The following is an 18,814-nucleotide window of genomic DNA, read 5'->3' as shown; positions in this document are numbered from 1 at the left end:
CCCGCGATCATTTTCCTGCATGGTCGTTCAGGTTAATGGGCGGCGGCGGCGAGCGCCACCGTTTTCCGGCCGGGACTCCGCGCCGGGCGCACGGGGTGGGCGCACGCGCCCGTACGGCTCCGGCCCGGCTGACGGCAGGCGTGCCCGTACGGCTCCGGCCCGGCTGGACGCGGGGGAAGGGGCCCCGGCACCCTGTTGCGCATGGCAGGGGTCAAGGGGCAGGTGCAGAAGCGGGGCGTGGAGCGGCGCCGCGCGATGGTCGACGCGGCGATCACACTGTTCGCGCGGCACGGCGTGCGGGGTACGGGTGTCGCCGCCGTCGCCGAGCGCGCCGGGGTCACACCGTCCGCCCTGATCCACCACTTCGGCAGCAAGGACGGGCTGCTGCGGGCCGTACTGGAGGAGGCGGACCGGCGGGCGCTGGAGCGGCTGTCGGCGACGCCGGCGGCGCGGCCCACCGTGCGGGAGGCGTTCGACTGGCTCGTACGCGACGTGGAGCACACGGCGGCGGCCGAGCGGGAACTGGCGGCGCTGCACACGACGCTGACCGCGGAGAACCTGGAGCCCGGGGCGGCGCTGCACACCTGGTTCCGGGACCGCAACCGGGCGCTGCGGGGTCGGCTCACGGAGGTGTTCCGGAGGGCCGTCGCGGACGGCTCGGCGCGCGCGGACCTGCCGGCGGAGAGGCTGGCGGCGGAGGCGGCGGCGTTCCTGGAGGGCGTCCATCTGCTGTGGCTGCTGGACCCGGAGCAGGTGGACCTGGCGGCCGTGAGCCGGGGCTACTTCGACGCGCTGGCGGCCCGCGTCGAGCCGCCGCCGGAGGGGTGAGGCGGCCGGTTCCGGGCCCCGAGGGGCGGCCCCTGCCCCTCCGGCCGCCCGCAGGCGGGCCCGGGCTCGCGGGCATAGCCTGGACGGGACGGATGGACGAAAGGTGGCGGCCATGGCGCACCGCGACATCGACCAGGCCGGGGAGCGCGCGGACCGGGCAGTGGACCCGCGCGGGAGCGCCGTACGTGACGAGGGGCGTGGGAGCGCCGTACGTGGCGAGCAGCCGCGGCGGCTGACGCCGGACACCGTGCGGGACCTGTTCGCCGACCGCGCCCCGCTGGGCCTGGTCCGGCTGTTCGAGGCGTCGGTCCCGCTGGTCCTGGACAGGGAGCCCGTGGAGGACGAGGAGCGGATGCACGCCGACCTGGCGGGACCTCTGCACCTGACCCCGCTCGGGCGCGGTGGCGACATGGTGCTGGCGGCGTTCACCGACCGGGCGGCGATGCTGGAGGCGGTACGCCGGGAGGACCGCGGCTACGAGGAGCTGTCCCCGGAGCGGCGCGAGGAGGCCCGCGCGTCCCTCAAGGAGATCTGCGTGTCGAACCCGACCGTGCTCGACGCGCACGTGTGCTTCTTCGAGGACGCCGGCGAGCAGGGCGACGAGGAGTGCCTCGGCCCGGAGCTGGGCTTCCCCAACCTGAGCCGGGTGCGGCGGGGCTTCCTCGGCACGCAGAACTGGAACGACGTGATCTCGTCGCTGAGCTGGTGCCGCTTCGACGTGTCGCTGTTCGACGCCTTCGACTGGCAGGGCAACGAGTTCTTCGCCCCGAAGGGCTGCAACACCCCGGACCTGGCCCGCTTCGGCTGGGGCGACCGCGCCGCGTCGATCGTCAACTGGGGTTCGTGACGGGGCGGCGGGTACGGTACGCGCATGACGGCCGACGACACGGAGCAGGCCCGGCCCGAGGAGGCCGTCCCGCCGGCGGTACGCGCGGTGTACGGCCCGGAGGATCTGAGTTCCGTACCCGCTTTCCGGGGCGGGTTCATCAACTTCGGCTGCTGGGACGGCATCTCCCTGGACGGCCCGCTCACGGCCGGGGACCGGGTGCGCAGCGAACGGCAGTTGTACCGGCGGGTGCTGAACACGCTGGACGGCGCCGGGGAGGGCCGAGGGCGGGCCCTGGAGGTGGGCTGCGGGCTGGGCCTGGGCTGCGCGCTGGCCCTGGAGGAGTACGCGTACGACGCGGTGACCGGGATGGACATCCACCCCGACCAGTTGGAGCGCGCCCGCCGCGCCAACGCCGCGCTCCTGGCGTCCGCGCCGGGGCGGCTGCGCCTGGTGCGGGGCGCGGCGGAGCGGATGCCGTGCGGGGACGGCGAGTTCGACCGGGTGTACTCGGTGGAGGCCGCCCAGCACTTCCGCGACCTGGACGCGTTCGCGGCCGAGTGCGCCCGTGTGCTGCGGCCCGGCGGACGCCTGGCGGTGGCGTCGTTCTTCGTGCCGGGCGAGGAGGAGCGGCCGGAGGCGGCCGATGAGCTGGCGGCGCGCCTGGACAGCTTCGCGTCGGGCCTCGACGCGGCCCGCCCGCTGGGGGCGCTGACCGGCGCGCTCGCGGCGGCGGGCCTGGCGGACGTACGGCCCGAGTCGATCGGCGCGTCGGTCTGGCCGGGCCTGGACCACTACCTGGCGGGCCTCGACCTGGGCGTGACCTGGCCCCGCGCCTTCCTCACCTCGTACCGCGACGGCCTGCTCGACTACTACCTGGTGACGGCGGCCGCCCCGTGACGCAAGGGGGCCCGGAGCCGCCGAGGGCCGCGTGTACGTCCGCCGGACGCCGCGTGCGCCGCCCGCCCGGTCACTGGAGGGCGCCGCTGCGTCTGCCCTCCTCCAGCAGGGCCCGCACCAGGGGCGACTTGATCCCCGGCGCGACGAACCAGAGAGGTGGAGCGGGGCGCCAGAAAGGCGTGTCCGGACGGCTCCGGGAGATCTCGACGCGGTGGAAGCCCGCGACGAGACCCGCCACCGCCGTCTGCCGCACGCCGGTGACCTCGCTCCACGCCACGGAGTCGCGCACCCGGCCGAATCGGTCGGTGACCGCCACGCCGTCCGCGCACAGGTAGCACCTGTTCACACCGAGGCGGGCGCTCAGCGCGCGCCATCCGAACTTCACGGCGTACACCCCGGCCACCACGGCCGTCATCACGGCCGCGTTGCCGTCGACCTGGGACGGGTCGACGACGGTGATGACGAGCAGGACCCCCCACAGCAGCAGCATGAAGCCGCGCAGCACCTGCATCGTGGCCCCCACGGCGGGGTTGATGACGGCGTAATGGCCGCGTATCTCCCCGAGTCCCGGATCGGCCCCCCTGAATCCCACTGACGCCCCCCTGCGGTCGAAGCCGGGTCGTCCGTGTCGCGCAAGTGCCCGGCAGGGCATGCCATACCCGCGCCGCCGCGCCCCCACGCGGCCGGGAACGCGGAAAGACCCCAGATCTACTGGGGTCTTTCGCTGGTGTCCGAGGGGGGACTTGAACCCCCACGCCCGATAAAGGGCACTAGCACCTCAAGCTAGCGCGTCTGCCATTCCGCCACCCGGACCAGGTGTCTGTCGCTTCGGGGGTGTTCCCCGCGGCGACATGGATAACTCTACCAGGGGTTTGAGGTGCCCTTCACCCTCATATCCCGTGGTCAGGCGGGGTGCCCGGTCCGTTCGGGGGTGGTTACGGAGGGTGAAGGGCGGGTGCTGCGGGCTACGGAATGCGGATGACCTGGCCGGCGTACGAGAGGTTGCCGCCGAAGCCGAAGAGGAGCGCCGGGGAGCCGGGGGGCACGTCGCCGCGGGCGACCAGCTTCGACAGGGCCATGGGGATGGACGCCGCCGAGGTGTTGCCGGACTCCGTGACGTCGCGGGCCACCACCGCGTTGACCGCGCCGATGCGCCGCGCCATGGGCTCGATGATCCGCAGGTTCGCCTGGTGCAGGACGACCGCCGCGAGGTCCTCGGGGGCCACCCCCGCGCGTTCGCAGACCTGGCGGGCGATGGGCGGGAGCTGCGTGGTGGCCCAGCGGTAGACCGCCTGGCCCTCCTGGGCGAAGCGCGGCGGGGTGCCCTCGATGCGCACCGCGTGGCCCATCTCCGGGACCGAGCCCCACAGGACCGGGCCGATGCCGGGTGTGCCGTCCGGGGCGGCCTCCACGACGGCCGCGCCCGCCCCGTCGCCGACGAGGACGCACGTCGTGCGGTCCGTCCAGTCGGTCACCTCCGTCATCTTGTCGGCGCCGATGACCAGCGCGCGGCGCGCCGACCCGGCCCGCACCGCGTGGTCGGCCGTCGCCAGGGCGTGGGTGAAGCCCGCGCACACCACGTTGAGGTCCATCGTGGCCGGCGACCCCATGCCGAGGCGGGCGGCCACGCGGGCGGCCGTGTTCGGGGAGCGGTCGATCGCCGTGGACGTGGCGACCAGCACCAGGTCGATGTCCGAGGGCATGAGGCCCGCCGACGCCAGCGCCTTCGCCGCGGCGTGGGCCGCCATCTCGTCGACCGGCTCGTCCGGTCCCGCGACGTGGCGGGTGCGGATGCCGACGCGGCTGCGGATCCACTCGTCGCTGGTGTCGACCAGGCGGGCCACGTCGTCGTTGGTGAGCACCTTGGCGGGCTGGTAGTGCCCGAGCGCGGCGATACGAGTGCCCGTCATGCCCGGGGACCCCCTCGGCTGGTTGGTACGGATGGTCAGGAGCCCCAAGTCTGGTCAGCGACTCACGGGTAACCCGCAGCGTGATCCCACAGCATTCGCGGCCGCCTCTTGGAGGGTCCGCCACATCGCCACCTGCCGGTTCGTGGGATGCGCCGTGCACGACAATGGGCTGCGGAGCCGTACGACGCGACGAGGGGACGAGGCACATGGGACGGGTCACGGAGCGGCGGCGCGTCATCCGCGTCCGGGACGGGGCCGTGTCCGTCCGGCCGGACACGCTCGTCGCCGAGGAGCCGCTGGAGATACGGCTGAACGGCAAGCCGCTCGCGGTCACCATGCGCACGCCCGGCGACGACTTCGCGCTCGCCGCCGGGTTCCTGGTCAGCGAGGGCGTGCTCGGCTCGGCGGACGAGGTGCGGAACATCGCGTACTGCGCGGGCGCCCGCGACGACGGCGGCAACACGTACAACGTGGTCGACGTGCGGCTCGCGCCGGGTGTGCCGGTGCCCGACATCAGCCTGGAGCGGAACGTCTACACGACCTCCTCGTGCGGGCTGTGCGGCAAGGCCAGCCTGGACGCGGTGCGCACGACCACCCGGTTCGCCCCGTCGGACGGACCGCCGGTGCGGGTCGGGGTGGACGTGCTGGCCGCGCTGCCGGACCGGCTGCGGGAGGCGCAGCGGGTGTTCGAGCGGACCGGCGGGCTGCACGCGGCGGCCCTGTTCTCCCCGTCGGGCGAGCTGATCGACGTGCGGGAGGACGTGGGGCGGCACAACGCCGTGGACAAGGTCGTCGGACGGGCCCTGCGGGAGGGGCGGCTGCCGCTCGGCGGGACGGTCCTGATGGTGTCGGGGCGTGCCTCGTTCGAGCTGGCCCAGAAGGCCGTCATGGCGGGCGTCCCCGTGCTGGCGGCCGTCTCCGCGCCGTCGTCGCTCGCCGTGGACCTGGCCGCCGAGACCGGGCTGACCCTGGTCGGGTTCCTGCGGGGCGGGTCGATGAACGTGTACGCCGGGGAGGAGCGGCTGCTCGGCCCCGACGGGGATCCGCTGACGGACGCGTGATCCCGCCGGGCCGGCGCCGGTCGCGGGCGGATGGCTCCGTACACACGGTTCCGGCTCCGGCTGGCGGCCCGGGGAAGCGGCGGTCAGCGGGGCGCCGCGTACGGGTCGGCCTCCGCGTCCCGCTGCCACGGCGGCGCCGCCTCCAGTGGCAGAGGGAAGCGCACCACCCGCCGCAACGGCAGCCGGGCGCTACGGGTGCTGTGGGCGCGCCCGCCGTCGCGAACTGGTAGCGCGGCGGGGCAACTCGACGCTGTGCGAAGGGTCGCTCAAATGCATCGCAGCAGGACGCCAGGGGCCTCGCCGGCTCCTCGCGGGGTGCGCGTCAGCGGGCCCTGCCCCCGGCCTCCTTCGGCGGGTCGATCATCTGGAGGGCGAGCGTCGCCGGGGGTTCGGCCACACCGGGGCCGCCCGCTTCGACCCAGGACAGGATGTCGTCCAGGCAGTCGTCGTCCAGCGCCCAGCCGATCCACGCCGCCCGGGCGCCCCTCCGCCGGGCCTCGGTGGACGGCTGGACGACCACGACGTTGGCCTGGCCGCACGGGCCGAGGCAGTCGCTCGTACGCACGGCCAGCCGCCCGCCGGACGCCGCCGCGGCCTGCCGCAGCCGCTCCAGCTGGCCGGCGTGGTCCGTGCCCGGGTTCTTGCGCGGGTCGCCGCAGCAGCAGCCCCGGCACACGACGAGCGAACAGGGCCGGGACGCCCCGGGACGTATCCAGCCGCGCGTCACCGCACGCCTCCGGCGACGAGGGGCGGGACGGGGCGGGTGGTCGCCACCGGGCCGGCGAGTGCCGGACCGGTGAGCGTCGGGCGGGCCGGTGTCGGGCGGGCGAGCGTCAGGCGGGCCGGTGTCGCGGGTGCGGGCATGGCTCTCACCGTAGCCGCCGTGATCTTGGCGTGCGGGGGTGGGTGCCACCGAGCCGCCCGCGTGCTCCCCGTACCCCCGGCGTGCCAGTGCGCCCGCGCGCCGGCCGCCCCGCGCGTGCGCCCGTCCGCGCTTCCCGGCGCCCGCGCCCGTGCCCGGCACCGCCCCGTGCGCATCCCTCGGGCGCGGACCCGGCCGCGTACGGGGCGCGGTCACGGCCCCGCGCACGACGCGGGCCCGCCTCGTACAGGGCGCGGGCCCGCCCCGTACAGGGCGCGGACCCGCCGCGTACGAGGAGGTTCCGCGCGGCACCGGTGGTCTTCGGCCATCCGCCCTGTGGCCCTCGCGTACGGATTCGGTGGAGATTCCCGCCGCCGGCCTCCGCCCCGGCCCCCGGCAGCCGCCGCTCCCCCACCTCCATGACCATGTGCTCACCGGTCTGACCTGTGCCGATGACATGTGTCCAGACTTCATCAAGAGCCTCCCGCCGAAACTCTCCGTCCGGTACCGTCACCCTCCGCTGTGCTGAGCGCCACAAGGAGCAGGCCATTGCGCGAGTTGACAGTCCCGCCCCTGGCGGCGGCTCCGCTGGTCGGCGGGCTGGCCGACGCCGTGTTCGACCACGCCGCGAGCGATCCGGACCGGGTCGCCCTGGGCCGGAAGGACGCGTCTGGGGTGTGGCACGACGTCACCTCCGGGGCGTTCAGGGACGAGGTGCTGGCTCTCGCCAAGGGGCTCCTCGCGCACGGCGTGCGGTTCGGGGACCGCGTGGCGGTCATGTCCCGTACGCGCTACGAGTGGACCCTCTTCGACTTCGCGCTGTGGACCGTCGGCGCGCAGCCCGTCCCCGTGTACCCGACGTCCTCCGCCGACCAGGTCCACTGGATGCTCCACGACGCCGGGGTCAGCGCGTGCGTGGTCGAGCACGAGGACCACGCGATGACGGTGGGTTCCGTCGTGGACCGCCTGCCGCATCTGAAGCGGCTGTGGCAGCTCGACCGGGGCGCGGTCGACGAACTGGTCGCCGCGGGGGCGCGGATTGCCGACGACGTGGTGCACCGGCACCGGCGCGCGGTCACCCCGGACTCCGTCGCCACCGTCATCTACACCTCGGGCACGACCGGCCGCCCCAAGGGCTGTGTGCTGACGCACGGCAACTTCATGTTCGAGTCGGACACGCTGGTGCGCCGCTGGGAGCCGGTGTTCCGCTCCAGGCCGGGTGACGAGGCGTCCACGCTGCTGTTCCTGCCGCTCGCCCATGTCTTCGGCCGCATGGTGGAGGTGTCGGCGGTGCGCGGCCGGGTCAAGCTCGGCCACCAGCCGCAGCTGGCGGCGGCCGCGCTGCTGCCGGACCTGGCGGCGTTCCGCCCGACGTTCGTGCTGGCCGTGCCGTACGTCTTCGAGAAGGTCCTCGCAGCGGCCCGGCGGCGGGCGGAGGCCGAAGGGAAGGGCGGTGCCTTCGAGCGGGCGGTCGAGGTGGCCGTGCGGTACGCGGAGGCGCAGGAGGACCGGGAGTTCGGGCTGGGGCCCGGGCCTTCGGCCGCGCTGCGGATGCGGCACCAGTTCTTCGAGAAGCTCGTGTACGCGAAGGTGCGTGAGGCGTTCGGCGGGCGGGTGCGGCACGCCATGTCGGGCGGCTCGGCGATGGACCGGCGCACCGGGCTGTTCTACGCGGGCGCGGGCATCACCGTGTACGAGGGGTACGGGCTGACGGAGACCTCGTCGGCGGCGACCGCCAACCCGCCGGAGCGGACCCGGTTCGGCACGGTGGGCCGGCCCGTGCCGGGCACCTCGGTGCGGATCGCGGACGACGGCGAGGTGTGGCTGCGCGGCCCGCAGGTCTTCTCCGGGTATCTGAACGACCCGGCATCCGGCGAGGCGGCGCTGCGCGACGGGTGGCTGGCCACCGGCGACCTGGGGGCGCTCGACGAGGACGGCTATCTGACGATCACCGGGCGGAAGAAGGAGATCCTGGTGACGACGAGCGGCAAGAGCGTGTCGCCGCTCGCACTGGAGGACCGCGTGCGGTCGCATCCGCTGGTCGCGCAGTGCGTGGTCGTCGGCAACAACCGGCCGTACATCGCCGCCCTCGTCACCCTCGACCAGGAGGCCGTCGACCACTGGCTGGCCATGCAGCGGCGCGACCCGATGCCGGCGGCCGAGCTGGTCCGCGACCCGGCCCTGGAGAAGGAGATCCGGCGGGCGGTCATCGCCGCCAACACGCTCGTCTCGCACGCCGAGTCGATCCGCACGTTCCGGATACTGGCGCATCCGTTCAGCGAGGAGCAGGGCCTGCTGACCCCGTCGCTGAAGCTGAAGCGGCGGGCGATCGAGAAGGTGTACGCGGTGGAGGTCGAGGCGCTGTACCGCTGACGCCACCGGACCCGCGGGCCCCCTGCCCCCTCCTGGACCAGCCCGCCCGCCGGGGCCCCGGCCCGCCGGAGCGCCCAGCCCACCGGGGGTCCGGCCCGCCGGAGCGCCCAGCCCACCCGGGGGTCCGGCCCGCCGGGGCTCCAGCGCACCAGGACGCCCGGCCCCGGCACCGCGCCCGACCCGGCCGGGCACCGCGTCCAGCCGGCACCGCGTCCAGCCCTGAGCCGCGTACGCGACCGGCGGCCGGGCCCCGTGTGTGCCCGGCCGCCGCCGCGTCACGGCCTGCCGGGCACCCCCGGCGGGCGGCCGTTGCCCCGGGTCAGGGTGTAGCCCCAGATGCCGGCCAGGGCGGCGAGCGCCGCTCCGCCCGCCGTCCACAGCCAGCGCGCCGACCACCAGCCGGAGGCCCAGCCGTCCTCGGGTTCCACGGTCGCCGACGAGCCCTGCACCAGCGGCTCGGACAGCCGGCCGTCCACGTCGGCGGCGGCCCCCGCGTCGTCGGCGGACACGTCCAGCGCCGCGTCGAAGGGCAGGCCGATGTCGGTCGCGGCGAGGCGGGTGGCGGTCAGCCGCACGTAGTACGCGCCGGGCAGCGGGTCGTTCGACCACGGTTCGGCCCAGCCGCGCACCGTGCGCAGACGGCAGGTGAGCGTGACCGTGCGGGCGTCCGCCGCGAGGCCGCGCGTGTCGCTGCCGTGGACGCACGCCTGGCGGCGGCGCAGCCCGTCGTACACGTCGATCCGCCAGGTGGCGGCGGCGCTGCGGGCGGACGTCTCGGGCAGGGTGACCGTGGCCCGGACGGTGGCCCGGTCGCCCGTGTCGGCGGGGAACTGCCAGTACAGGTAGTCGCCGGTGGACGCCTGGGCGGTCGCGCGCTGGCCGGGGCGGACGGCGGTGGCCGCGCGGAACGAGGTGCCCGCCTCCGTCGGCGCGGGCGGTTCGCCGTCCGTGGCGGCCGGGGTGGGCGTGGGGCTCGCGGCGGCGGCCGTGCCCGGTGCGGCGAGGCCGCCGAGCAGGGCGGCCCCGGCGAGCAGCACGGCGGTGGCGGCGGTGCGCGAGGTCCGTACGGTACGCATCAGTTGGTCCTCCAGACGGTGACGCGCCAGCGCGAGATCCAGCCCCACAGCAGTCCCGCGATGAACCCGGCGAGCGTGAGCGCGCCGAGCAGCCACCAGCCCCTGCCGAGGCCGAGGAAGGCGGTGTCGTCGGCGTCGCCCGGGCCGTCGACGACGGCGACGCTCAGCTCGACCGGCAGGCCGGGCGTGGTCTTGACGCCCGCGGGGGCGGAGAAGGAGTTGCTGACGCGCAGGCAGACCGTCTCGGCGGCGGGCTTGGCGGCGGAGTCGGAGTCGGCGCCCTCGATGTCGGGCCTGGGATAGCGCAGGCCCGTCGATATGACGTCGGTACGGCCGTCACCGGCCGCCTCGCCCCGCACGATCTCCCGCCCGGCCAGGGTCGACGCCTTCAGCAGGACGCCGTAGTCGCGGTGGACGGCGCGGTCGGCGGCGACGCTCACCGAGGCGCGCAGCTCCTGCCCCGGCAGCACCTCGACGCGGTACCAGCGGTGCTGGCCGAACGTCTCCCGGTCGGTGTACAGGCCCGGCTGGAGGACGGGCGCCTTGGCGCAGCTGCCGGCGCCCTCGGTGGCGACCGGGGTGAGGACCGGCTTGGCGGCGCGGTCGACCAACTGGCTCACCCTGGCCGACAGTTCACCGGTGTGCTGCACGGAGGTGTAGGTGCCGCCGGTGGCCTCGGCGATGCAGACGAGCTGGGCGCGGGTCTTGGCGTCGGGGACGAGGCCGAGCGTGTCGATGGTGAGGTGGATGCCCTTGGCGGCGATCTCCCGCGCGACCTGGCACGGGTCGAGGGGCGCGCAGGTGTCCTCGCCGTCGGTGATGAGGACGATCCGGCGGGTGGCGTCGCCGCCCTCCAGGTCCTTCGCGGCACCGAGCAGCGCGGGTCCGATGGGCGTCCAGCCGGTCGGGGTCAGCGTGGCGACGGCGGCCTTGGCCTCCGTGCGGTCGAGGGGCCCGACCGGGTAGAGCTGCCGGGTGTCCTTGCAGCCCTCCTTGCGGTCCTTGCCGGGGTAGTCGGCGCCGAGGGTGCGGATGCCGAGCCGCACCTCGTCGGGGACGGCGTCGAGGACCTCGTTGAACGCCTGCTTCGCGGCGGCCATCCGGGACTGGCCGTCGATGTCGCGGGCCCGCATGGACCCGCTGACGTCCAGGACCAGTTCGACCTTGGGTGGTTCCTTCGCGGCCGGTTCCCCGGCGTCGGCCCGGGCGGCCACCGGGGAGAGGCCGCCCGTCAGGGTGACCAGCAGGCCGCACAGACCGGCCGCCAGTCGCTTTCGTGTGATCATCGCCGGATCATAGTGAGGGCGTGAGGCCGCCCCCAACTCACCGGCCGGCCGCGGGCGTCCCGGAGGACCGGCACCGCTCGGACCGCTCGCCGGACCGCGCCGGACCGCCCCGGGCCGGTTGCCGGACCACGCCGGACCGCCCGGGGCCGCCCTGCCGGACTCAATTGCGCGGGCCGACCCCTTCGAGCATCCGCCGCATCACCGGCACGGGCAGGCCGGGGTTGGCGACCGCGTCGCGCAGGGTGGCGCGGTCGCGCAGCAGCCGTACGAGGGAGCGGGCCGGCAGAACGGGGTTGCGGGCCGCGGCGGTGCGGACCCCTTCGTCGACGTCGTCCAGGAGCCGTACCGCCGAGGCGGCCGACAGCCGGGGGTCCTCGGCGGCGCGGCGGCGCACCTCGGCGGCGGGGTCGCGGCTGAGGCGCTCCACCAGTTCCGGTGTCGACTGCGGGTCGTCGGGCGCGAGCCGCCGCATCCGGGGGCTGGGGTCGTCCGCGTACCGCAGGAGGCCCGTGCGGGGGAAGTTCGGGTGGCCGCGCGGCCGGTCGGGGTGGCTGAGACTGCCGTCCCACCAGCGCCACACCTCCAGCAGCAGGTCGGCGGGCGCGTCGTCGCAGGACTCGGCGAGGAACAGCCGTACGACGCTGTCCTCGTCGCGCGCCAGCCGCTCGACCGCGTCCGGCGGGAGGCGCCGGGCGCGGGCGGCGCCGGCGCGCAGCAGGGGGTGCGCGGAGGCGGCGCAGCGGCGCATCGCCTCCGGGTCGCCGTGGAGGGCGGCCACCCAGGACGGGGTGCGGCGCAGGGCGTGCGGGGCGACCGTGTAGGGGACGGACGCCCGCTGCTGCTCGGTGAGTTCGGGCCGTACGGACACGGCGAGGCGCACGGCGTCGTCGGGGTCGTGGCCGAGGGCGGCGACCAGGTCGGGCGGGAGGTGCGGGTTGGCGGCGAGCCGTTCGCGCAGCGTCGCGTCGGGGTGGGCGGCCAGGTGCTCGGCGAGGTCCCGTTCCAGGCGGCAGCGGCGTACGGCCGTCTCGCCCAGGTCCTCGGCCTCGTACACGGGGCGGGGCAGCGGGTGGTCCTCGTGGTGGGCGAGGAGCGCGGCGCGGCGGGCGACCGGGGCGGGATCGTCCAGGAGGCGGCGGCGGGCGGGTGCGTCGAGGTGCGGCCAGGCGGCCGGGCAGGCGGCGGCCCGTACGGCGGCGACCGGGTCGGCGGCGAGGGCGGCGGCGAACGGGCCGGGCAGGCCCGGCAGTTCGACAGCGGCGGCGCGGACGGTGGGGTTCGGGTGGGCGGCGAGGCGCTCGCAGGTGTCCGGGGAGAGGTCGGCGCGATGCCGGGCGGCACGCTCGACCAGGAGCTCCAGGCGGCGTGGCGCGGGCGGCGTGAAGAACAGGGCGTCCCACTGGGCTGCCGTCAAGTCCCGGCGTGCCTCGACGAGTTCGGCGCGGACACGCCAGTCGGGGTCGGTGGCGAGGGCTTCGGTCACGGCGGGCGGCAGGTCGCGGCGGTGGCCCGGGTACCCCACGCGCAGCCGGGCGAGGCGCACCAGTACGTCGTCGGGCGCCGACGGGTTGAAGCCGAGCCACTCGGCCCAGGCGAGGCGCAGCACGTCGTCGGCGGTCACGTCCCGGAAGAGGCCGGCCCAGGCGGCTTCACGCTGCCCGGGCGTCTCCTCCGCCTCGTGGAGCGCGGCCTCCTCGCGCCGCCGGCGCAGCCGGTCGAGGGCGGCGATCCGGACGCCGGTGCCCTCGCGGGCCGCGCCCAGCAGCGCCGAACCGTCCGGGGCGACGGCGGCGAACCGGCCCCGCCCGCCCACCAGGAGGGCCGCCGGGGCCCAGTCGGGGCGTGGCCGGACGCGGCGCCACACGAGGGGGACGTGCCGGACGGCGGCGGCGACGAGGAAGGTGCCGTCGCCGCCGATCCCGTACGCGGCGGCCGTCCGCGCCCAGTGGTCGCGCGCCCCGTCGTCGGACGCGAGGTGCACGGCGCCGCCGTTCCAGGCCGCGCCCGGCCCGCCGGCTGTGAGGGCCCCCGGCCCGTCCGGCACCTCCGCCGCGATGCGCAGGGCGGCCTGCGGCGCCGGCAGGTCGGCTGCACAGGCGCCGTACGCCCCGCCGTCCTCGGGGCCGCCGCGCAGGGGCTCCAGACCGGCGCTCTCCAGCAGGGCGTCGAGGCGGGCCGCCGGGGTGGCGGCGTCCGCCCATCCGTTCGTCATGGGGTCATCCTGCCGGGTGGCCGCCCCCGGCCGGTACGCCCGGCTCAGGAGGCGCGGCGGGCGGTGTGCACCGTGCGGGCGATGAGGAGGTGCACGTCCGGGCGGTGGTGGAGGCTCGCCGGGTCGTCCCGGTCGAGGAGCCGGTCGAGGGTGGCGAGGTCCTCGTCGGGGAGCCGTTCGTCGAGACCGGCGCGGGTGCGGGTGAACGTCATGACGATGTGCTCCCGCACGGCGGCGGGCACGGGTGCCGGGATGTCCAGCAGGAAGGTGCGGGTCCCCGACGGTACGAGTCCCACGGAGGCGAGCAGCGCCGCCCAGTCCTCGGTCTCCCGGCGGGCGCCGGGCAGCGAGGCCCGCATCTCGCTGAACCAGTCGGAGTGCGCGGCCTCGATCCGGGCTTCCAGGCCGGGCCGCCCGATGCCGATGTCGCGCGGGAGGTGCCGCGCCGTGAGGCCGCCCTCGACCAGGGCGATGAGCCCGCCGGGGCGCAGCCGCCGGGCGAGCCCCTCCAGGGCGGCCCGCTGGTCGCCGACGTGGTGGACGGACTCGCCCGCCCAGATCACGTCGGCCTCGCCCAGCGCGTCGACGTCGCCGGGGAGTTCCGCGCGCAGGGTGGTGACCCGGCCGCCGAGCCCGGCGGTGCGCTCGCGGGCCCGCTCCAGCAGCTCCGGGGTCGGATCGACGGCGACGACCTCCGCGTACGGGTAGGTCTCGGCGAGGAGGGCGGACAGGACGCCGGGGCCGCTGCCGACGTCGAGGACCCGCCGGGCGGCGCCCGCCGGGAGGATCCCCGTCAGCCAGGCCGCGGCCTGCCGGTGGAGCGGGTCGCGCAGTTCGGCACCGCGCTCCAGGAGGGGGAGCAGCGCGGTCCAGTCCATGTGGGTGTGGTCGTGAGTCATGGGGACAGCGTGCTCGCCGGGGCCTGCGGCGGCGAGGAACCGTGCCGGTCCGGCAACTTCCCGGTGCCGTTTCCCGTGGCCTTCCCGGTGTGGGCCGAGCGGTACTCCTGCGGGCTGACGCCGCGGACCCGCTTGAACGCGGCGCTGAACGCGAAGGCGCCGCCGTAGCCGACCTGCCGGGCGACCCACTCGACGGTCCGGTCGGTCTCGCGCAGCAGGTCGGCGGCGAGGGTGAGCCGCCAGCCGGTCAGGTAGGCCATCGGCGGCTCCCCCACCAGGTCGGTGAACCGGCGTGCCAGCGCGGCCCGCGACACCCCGGCGCGCGCGGCGAGGGACGCGACGGTCCAGGGGTGGGCGGGCTCGTTCTGCAGCAGCCGCAGCGCGGCGCCGACGACGGGGTCGCCCATGGCCCGGTACCAGGCGGGCGCGGCGGTGTCGGGGCGGGCGAACCAGGCCCGTACGGCGGCGATCAGCAGCAGGTCGAGCACACGGTCGAGGACGACGCTCTGGCCCGGGGCGTCCCGGCTGATCTCGTCCTCCAGGACCGGGGTGAGCGGGCACGTCCAGGAGTCGCCGGGCAGGTGCAGCAGGGGCGGCAGCGCGTCGAGGAGACGGCGGCTGACCTCGCTCTCCATCCGGTAGGTCCCGACGAGGACGCTGTCGGGCCCGTCGGCGGCGTTGCCCCAGGTGCGGACGCCGAGGCGCATCGACTGCTCCAGCGGCTCGCCGTGCAGGGTGCGGCAGGCGCCGCCGGGGCCGATGAGGGCCTGCGGCGGGGCGGCCGGGTCGCAGGCGACGGTGTACGGGGCGGGGCCGCGCGCCAGGGCGAGGTCGCCGGGCCGCAGCAGCACGGGGTCGCCGCCGTCGGGGACGATCCACGCCTGGCCGCGGCTGACGCACATCAGGCAGAGCGGCGCCCGGTCGTCGACCCGTACCGACCAGGGCGGGGCCATCACCATCCGCAGCAGGAAGGCGCCCCGCGCGCGGGGTCCGTCGAGGAGTCCGGCGAGCGCGTCCATGCCGGTGAGCGTAGCCGGGCGGGGATGTGGACTCCCGCGCAGGCGATCGAGCTTCCCGGACATGGCCGGGGCGGGGCGCGGCCGGGAGGCTGGACGCATGACACGGAACACGGATGCGCGGACGGTACTGGTGACGGCGGCGACGGGGAAGACGGGGCGCCGGGTGGCGGAGCGGCTGGCGGCGCGGGGGTTCGCGGTGCGGGCCGGGTCGCGCGGCGGAGGGACGCTGTTCGACTGGGAGCGTGAGGAGACCTGGGGGCCGGCGCTGGAGGGCGCCGGGCTCGTGTACGCGGCGTACTACCCGGATCTGGCGGCGCCGGGCGCGGTGGAGGCGCTGAGCGCGTTCGGCCGGCTCGCGGCCGGGGCGGGGGTGCGGCGGGTGGTGCTGCTGTCCGGGCGCGGCGAGCCGGAGGCGGCCCGCGCGGAGGAGGCGCTGCGCCAGGCGGCCGCGGGAGTCGGACTGGTGGTGGTGCGGGCGGCGTTCTTCGTGCAGAACTTCACGGAGGGCGCGCTGGCGGAGGGCGTGGCTGCCGGGGCGTTCTCGTTTCCCGCCGGGTCGGTCGCGGAGCCGTTCGTGGACGCCGACGATCTGGCCGACGTGGTGGTGGCCGCGCTGACGGAGGACGGCCACGCGGGCAAGGTGCACGAGGTGACGGGGCCCCGGCCGCTGACGTTCGCTCAGGCGGCGGCGGAGCTGGGCGCGGCGCTGGGCCGGGAGGTGCGGTACGTGCCCGTGTCGCGGGAGCGGTACGCGGCGGAGCTGGTCGGGTACGGGCTGCCGGAGCCGGAGGCGGCATGGCTGGCGGGACTGTTCGCGTCGCTGCTGGACGGCCACAACGCGTCGGTGACGGACGGGGTGCGGCGGGTGCTGGGGCGTGAGCCGAGGGACTTCGCCGACGCCGTGAAGGCGGCGTTCGCTCCGGGGGCGGGGGTGTAGGGCGGGCGGGCGGCGGGCGCGGGGCCGCCGCGCCCGCACCGGCCGCCGGGAGCCGTGGGCCGGTCACGTGCGGGGGACGTGACCGGCCTCGCCCGGTACGACGGCGGTCGGGAGGCGCCGGCGCGCCGGCGGCAGGGAGGACCGGTTCGGCAGCGGTCAGGAGGGCCCGGTGCGGCTGGGGTCAGGAGGCGCCGTGCGCGCCGGCGAGGGCGTCGACGCGGGCGGCCAGTTCGAAGTCCCGCTCGGTGACGGCGCCGCCCGCGTCGTGGGTGTTCACCGCGACGGTGACCGTGTTGTAGCCGAGGGTCAGGTCGGAGTGGTGGTTCAGCTCGTCCTGGACGCGGGCGATGTGGACGGTCATCGCGGCCGCCGCGGCGTGCGAGGCGAGGCGGTACGTGCGGGTGATCCGGTCGTCGGCGAGGGACCAGCCGGGCAGCTCCCGCAGCCGGTCCTCGATCTCCTTCTGCGACAGCGGTTCGGTGGGCATGTCCCGTCCTCCTTCTCGGTTCGGTGCCGGTGGGGGTGCGGCGATCCCGGCCCCGCGGCCGCGGCACACCGCCGGTCCCCGCGGTCCCGGCAACGCTCCCGACCCTACGGTCCGCCCCCCGCGCCCGGTGGTCAACACGTCCGACTGGGCTACCGTCTGCGGTATGACAACTGTCGCGACGGTCACGGGCGTAGGGGCTCTGCTGCGGGACTGGAGGGAGCGGCGGCGGCTGAGCCAGCTGGAGCTGGCACTGCGCGCCGACTCGTCGGCCCGGCACATCTCGTTCATCGAGACGGGCCGCTCCCGGCCGAGCGAGGAGATGCTGCTGCGCCTGGCGGAGCACCTGGACGTGCCGGTACGGGAGCGCAACGCGCTGCTGCTGGCGGCCGGTTACGCGCCGCGGTACAGCGAATCGGCGCTGGACGGCCCGGAGCTCGGCCCGCTGCGGGAGGGCATCGACCGCCTGCTGTCGGGCTACGACCCGTACCCGGCGATCGTGGTGGACGGCTCGTACGCGGTGCTGGCCGCCAACCGGGGTGCCGGGCTGCTGCTGCGGGGCCTGCCGGAGCACCTGCTGCAGGCGCCCAACGCGATGCGGATCACCCTGCACCCGGAGGGCCTCGCCCCGCGCATCCGGAACCTGCCGGAGTGGCGGGGGCATCTGCTGGCCCAGATGGAGCGGCAGATCGCGCTGGACCGCTCGGAGCGGCTGCGGAGCCTGTACGAGGAGGTGGCGGCGTACCCGGTGACGGGCGGCGGCCCCGACGGGGGCGAGGCGTCGGAGCCGTACCCGTACTTCGCGCTGCCGCTGCGGATCGAGGTGGACGGGCGGGTGCTGTCGTTCGTGTCGTCGATCTCGACGTTCAACACGCCGATGGACGTGACGGTCGCCGAGCTGGCCATCGAGACGTTCCTGCCGGCCGACGCGGCGACCGCCGCGTACCTCCGCTCGGTGCCCCTGCCGGGCTGACGGTCAGCGGGCGGCGCGCAGCGCGGTCCACTGCAGTGCGGCGAACCCGCCGACGGTCAGGGCCTGCGCGGGCACCCACACGGCTCCGGCGGTGCTGGGCTCCAGCCAGGCGACGAGCGCGACGACGCTGAGGACGGCCCACGCCACGTTGGCGTCCACGACGGCGGTGACGGCGGCCGGGGCGGGCCGCTGCCGGGAGGCGAGCGCCCCTACGGCGGCGGCGAACGCGACGAGGAACACCCCGAGCCCGAACAGCAGCGCGGCGTCGACCCCGAGCAGCCGCCCGAGCGGCCCGGACGCGGCGACGTAGGCGAGGCCGTTGGCTCCGGTGACGAGCGCGTCGAGCGCGAGGAAGCGGCGGAGCATGGCCCGCGGTTCGGTGGTGCGGGACAGTCCGGCGAGCAGGGCCTGGGACATGGCGGGATCACCCTCCATCGGGGTCGTACGGGTCACGGGGGCGGTGCGGGGGCCGTGGCGGCCCCGGTGCACACCACCCTGCCGGTCCCGCGGCGACGGGTCGATTACCCCGGGGGTAATGGCCGGGCAGGGGGCCCGCGCCCGCGGCCCGCACCCCGCCGCGTGCGCGCCGCCGCCGGATGTGGCCGCGTACGCGTGCGCGCCGCCGGACGTGGCCGCGTACGCGTGCGCACGCGCCGGTTCGGGCGCGTGCGCGGTGTCGCGGGCCGTGCGGCGTCACCCCCGGCGGCGACCGGGGCGGCGCCGTGCCGCCCGGCCGGTGGGCCCGCGCCGCGGCGTCCCGGCCCGCCACCAGGCGGCCAGCCACGCGGCCTCCATGGCCGCGTCCACCAGGTACGTGGCCCGGATGCGCCCCTTCGGGACGTACACGAGGTCGACGGCGAGGAAGGCGAGGGCCGTGCCGATGCCGGTGCGACGCGCGTGCCGTACGCCGTCCTCGCCGGCCGTGCCGGAGGCGGCGCGGAGCATGGTCCAGCCGGCGGACAGCAGGAGGGCCCCGCTGGTCTTCTGCAGCCAGCCGTCGGCGATCGGGCCGTAGACCCGGCCGAAGGTCCGGAGCGACACCAGCGGCCAGGCCCCGCCGACCACGTTGAACAGGCCCTGGGCGCGCGCGACCGTCCGCGGGCCGACGCGCGGCAAGCCGCGTCCGGCGCGCCTCACCGGCACCGCCTCCGCCCCGCCGCGCGCCGCG

The 18,814-nt window shown here is 76.3% G+C and carries 19 protein-coding genes and 1 tRNA gene; 7 read left to right on the top strand and 13 right to left on the bottom strand.

All coding sequences use genetic code 11. The features are described 5' to 3' along the window. Positions 1 to 201: 201 nt before the first annotated feature. The 3 genes from ACSUPT_RS25735 (at position 202) to ACSUPT_RS25725 (ending at position 2,554) form a co-directional block, all read left to right on the top strand. Entirely contained in the window at positions 202 to 828 is a 627-nt protein-coding gene (locus ACSUPT_RS25735) for a TetR/AcrR family transcriptional regulator (protein ID WP_436945679.1), read from the top strand. 112 nt (positions 829 to 940) lie between these two features. Continuing rightward, positions 941 to 1,675: a hypothetical protein gene (locus tag ACSUPT_RS25730; RefSeq protein WP_436945678.1), complete on the top strand. Its 735-nt coding sequence runs from the start codon at positions 941 to 943 to the stop codon at positions 1,673 to 1,675. A gap of 24 nt (positions 1,676 to 1,699) precedes the next feature. Beyond that, entirely contained in the window at positions 1,700 to 2,554 is an 855-nt protein-coding gene (locus tag ACSUPT_RS25725) for a class I SAM-dependent methyltransferase (protein WP_436945677.1), read from the top strand. Between the two features lie 70 nt (positions 2,555 to 2,624). Here the strand turns inward: ACSUPT_RS25725 and ACSUPT_RS25720 are convergent, their stop codons facing one another. The 3 genes from ACSUPT_RS25720 to ACSUPT_RS25710 all read right to left on the bottom strand — a co-directional run bounded on the left by ACSUPT_RS25720 (position 2,625) and on the right by ACSUPT_RS25710 (position 4,464). Further along, a complete protein-coding gene (locus ACSUPT_RS25720) occupies positions 2,625 to 3,077 on the bottom strand; it encodes a hypothetical protein (protein WP_351966568.1) in 453 nt (150 codons plus the stop codon). 202 nt (positions 3,078 to 3,279) lie between these two features. Next, a tRNA-Leu gene (locus tag ACSUPT_RS25715) sits at positions 3,280 to 3,367 on the bottom strand. A 152-nt stretch (positions 3,368 to 3,519) separates the two neighbouring features. After that, entirely contained in the window at positions 3,520 to 4,464 is a 945-nt protein-coding gene (locus tag ACSUPT_RS25710) for a beta-ketoacyl-ACP synthase III (protein WP_436945675.1), read from the bottom strand. A gap of 206 nt (positions 4,465 to 4,670) precedes the next feature. On the opposite strand from ACSUPT_RS25710, the gene fdhD reads away from it, so the two are divergent. Further along, positions 4,671 to 5,525 (top strand): formate dehydrogenase accessory sulfurtransferase FdhD, encoded by an 855-nt coding sequence (gene fdhD / locus ACSUPT_RS25705; RefSeq protein WP_399217568.1) that lies wholly within the window; start codon positions 4,671 to 4,673, stop codon positions 5,523 to 5,525. Between the two features lie 322 nt (positions 5,526 to 5,847). Here fdhD and ACSUPT_RS25700 read toward each other — a convergent pair whose 3' ends face one another. Both ACSUPT_RS25700 and ACSUPT_RS25695 read right to left on the bottom strand, forming a co-directional pair. Further along, positions 5,848 to 6,252 (bottom strand): (2Fe-2S) ferredoxin domain-containing protein, encoded by a 405-nt coding sequence (locus ACSUPT_RS25700; RefSeq protein ID WP_403502758.1) that lies wholly within the window; start codon positions 6,250 to 6,252, stop codon positions 5,848 to 5,850. After that, positions 6,249 to 6,389: a hypothetical protein gene (locus ACSUPT_RS25695; protein WP_436945672.1), complete on the bottom strand. Its 141-nt coding sequence runs from the start codon at positions 6,387 to 6,389 to the stop codon at positions 6,249 to 6,251. The genes ACSUPT_RS25700 and ACSUPT_RS25695 overlap by 4 nt, the downstream gene beginning before the upstream one ends. Before the next feature lie 547 nt (positions 6,390 to 6,936). Between ACSUPT_RS25695 and ACSUPT_RS25690 the strand changes: the two genes are divergently transcribed. Beyond that, complete coding sequence (locus tag ACSUPT_RS25690) at positions 6,937 to 8,760, top strand: AMP-dependent synthetase/ligase (protein WP_436945670.1); 1,824 nt, start codon at positions 6,937 to 6,939, stop codon at positions 8,758 to 8,760. 275 nt (positions 8,761 to 9,035) lie between these two features. On the opposite strand, the gene ACSUPT_RS25685 is transcribed toward ACSUPT_RS25690, so the two are convergent. The 5 genes from ACSUPT_RS25685 to ACSUPT_RS25665 all read right to left on the bottom strand — a co-directional run bounded on the left by ACSUPT_RS25685 (position 9,036) and on the right by ACSUPT_RS25665 (position 15,252). Next, complete coding sequence (locus ACSUPT_RS25685; RefSeq protein ID WP_436945668.1) at positions 9,036 to 9,836, bottom strand: hypothetical protein; 801 nt, start codon at positions 9,834 to 9,836, stop codon at positions 9,036 to 9,038. After that, the gene (locus ACSUPT_RS25680) at positions 9,836 to 11,122 is read right to left on the bottom strand and encodes a VWA domain-containing protein (RefSeq protein WP_361663149.1); all 1,287 of its coding nucleotides are present in this window, start codon (positions 11,120 to 11,122) and stop codon (positions 9,836 to 9,838) included. The genes ACSUPT_RS25685 and ACSUPT_RS25680 overlap by 1 nt, the downstream gene beginning before the upstream one ends. Before the next feature lie 160 nt (positions 11,123 to 11,282). Beyond that, positions 11,283 to 13,334, bottom strand: a complete 2,052-nt coding sequence (locus tag ACSUPT_RS25675) for a PE-PGRS family protein (RefSeq protein WP_436945666.1) — start codon at positions 13,332 to 13,334, stop codon at positions 11,283 to 11,285. A 44-nt stretch (positions 13,335 to 13,378) separates the two neighbouring features. Beyond that, complete coding sequence (locus tag ACSUPT_RS25670) at positions 13,379 to 14,233, bottom strand: class I SAM-dependent methyltransferase (protein WP_436945665.1); 855 nt, start codon at positions 14,231 to 14,233, stop codon at positions 13,379 to 13,381. After that, entirely contained in the window at positions 14,230 to 15,252 is a 1,023-nt protein-coding gene (locus ACSUPT_RS25665; protein WP_436945663.1) for a cupin domain-containing protein, read from the bottom strand. The genes ACSUPT_RS25670 and ACSUPT_RS25665 overlap by 4 nt, the downstream gene beginning before the upstream one ends. A gap of 97 nt (positions 15,253 to 15,349) precedes the next feature. Here ACSUPT_RS25665 and ACSUPT_RS25660 point away from each other — a divergent pair, with 97 nt between their 5' ends. Beyond that, on the top strand, positions 15,350 to 16,189 hold the full coding sequence (locus ACSUPT_RS25660) for an NmrA family transcriptional regulator (protein WP_361663155.1): 840 nt from the start codon (positions 15,350 to 15,352) through the stop codon (positions 16,187 to 16,189). 181 nt (positions 16,190 to 16,370) lie between these two features. Here the strand turns inward: ACSUPT_RS25660 and ACSUPT_RS25655 are convergent, their stop codons facing one another. Beyond that, positions 16,371 to 16,676 (bottom strand): 4a-hydroxytetrahydrobiopterin dehydratase, encoded by a 306-nt coding sequence (locus tag ACSUPT_RS25655; protein ID WP_361663158.1) that lies wholly within the window; start codon positions 16,674 to 16,676, stop codon positions 16,371 to 16,373. 163 nt (positions 16,677 to 16,839) lie between these two features. On the opposite strand from ACSUPT_RS25655, the gene ACSUPT_RS25650 reads away from it, so the two are divergent. Then, positions 16,840 to 17,646 (top strand): helix-turn-helix domain-containing protein, encoded by an 807-nt coding sequence (locus ACSUPT_RS25650; RefSeq protein ID WP_351964778.1) that lies wholly within the window; start codon positions 16,840 to 16,842, stop codon positions 17,644 to 17,646. 3 nt (positions 17,647 to 17,649) lie between these two features. Here ACSUPT_RS25650 and ACSUPT_RS25645 read toward each other — a convergent pair whose 3' ends face one another. Then, positions 17,650 to 18,063: a hypothetical protein gene (locus tag ACSUPT_RS25645; RefSeq protein ID WP_351964777.1), complete on the bottom strand. Its 414-nt coding sequence runs from the start codon at positions 18,061 to 18,063 to the stop codon at positions 17,650 to 17,652. A 276-nt stretch (positions 18,064 to 18,339) separates the two neighbouring features. Continuing rightward, the gene (locus tag ACSUPT_RS25640; RefSeq protein ID WP_436945660.1) at positions 18,340 to 18,762 is read right to left on the bottom strand and encodes a hypothetical protein; all 423 of its coding nucleotides are present in this window, start codon (positions 18,760 to 18,762) and stop codon (positions 18,340 to 18,342) included. Between the last annotated feature and the right edge of the window lie 52 nt (positions 18,763 to 18,814).

This window comes from Streptomyces sp. SudanB25_2051, assembly GCF_964272635.1.
GTDB lineage: Bacteria > Actinomycetota > Actinomycetes > Streptomycetales > Streptomycetaceae > Streptomyces.
This window is presented reverse-complemented; position numbering and strand designations above follow the sequence as displayed.

What these genes read in the sequence shown, in the direction of transcription:
- ACSUPT_RS25735 (WP_436945679.1), top strand. Translation starts at nt 202, where the DNA reads ATGGCAGGGGTCAAGGGGCAGGTGCAGAAGCGGGGCGTGGAGCGGCGC.
- ACSUPT_RS25730 (WP_436945678.1), top strand. Translation starts at nt 941, where the DNA reads ATGGCGCACCGCGACATCGACCAGGCCGGGGAGCGCGCGGACCGGGCA.
- ACSUPT_RS25725 (WP_436945677.1), top strand. Translation starts at nt 1,700, where the DNA reads ATGACGGCCGACGACACGGAGCAGGCCCGGCCCGAGGAGGCCGTCCCG.
- ACSUPT_RS25710 (WP_436945675.1), bottom strand. Translation starts at nt 4,464, where the DNA reads ATGACGGGCACTCGTATCGCCGCGCTCGGGCACTACCAGCCCGCCAAG.
- fdhD (WP_399217568.1), top strand. Translation starts at nt 4,671, where the DNA reads ATGGGACGGGTCACGGAGCGGCGGCGCGTCATCCGCGTCCGGGACGGG.
- ACSUPT_RS25695 (WP_436945672.1), bottom strand. Translation starts at nt 6,389, where the DNA reads ATGCCCGCACCCGCGACACCGGCCCGCCTGACGCTCGCCCGCCCGACA.
- ACSUPT_RS25685 (WP_436945668.1), bottom strand. Translation starts at nt 9,836, where the DNA reads ATGCGTACCGTACGGACCTCGCGCACCGCCGCCACCGCCGTGCTGCTC.
- ACSUPT_RS25680 (WP_361663149.1), bottom strand. Translation starts at nt 11,122, where the DNA reads ATGATCACACGAAAGCGACTGGCGGCCGGTCTGTGCGGCCTGCTGGTC.
- ACSUPT_RS25675 (WP_436945666.1), bottom strand. Translation starts at nt 13,334, where the DNA reads ATGACGAACGGATGGGCGGACGCCGCCACCCCGGCGGCCCGCCTCGAC.
- ACSUPT_RS25670 (WP_436945665.1), bottom strand. Translation starts at nt 14,233, where the DNA reads ATGACTCACGACCACACCCACATGGACTGGACCGCGCTGCTCCCCCTC.
- ACSUPT_RS25665 (WP_436945663.1), bottom strand. Translation starts at nt 15,252, where the DNA reads ATGGACGCGCTCGCCGGACTCCTCGACGGACCCCGCGCGCGGGGCGCC.
- ACSUPT_RS25660 (WP_361663155.1), top strand. Translation starts at nt 15,350, where the DNA reads ATGACACGGAACACGGATGCGCGGACGGTACTGGTGACGGCGGCGACG.
- ACSUPT_RS25655 (WP_361663158.1), bottom strand. Translation starts at nt 16,676, where the DNA reads ATGCCCACCGAACCGCTGTCGCAGAAGGAGATCGAGGACCGGCTGCGG.
- ACSUPT_RS25650 (WP_351964778.1), top strand. Translation starts at nt 16,840, where the DNA reads ATGACAACTGTCGCGACGGTCACGGGCGTAGGGGCTCTGCTGCGGGAC.
- ACSUPT_RS25645 (WP_351964777.1), bottom strand. Translation starts at nt 18,063, where the DNA reads ATGTCCCAGGCCCTGCTCGCCGGACTGTCCCGCACCACCGAACCGCGG.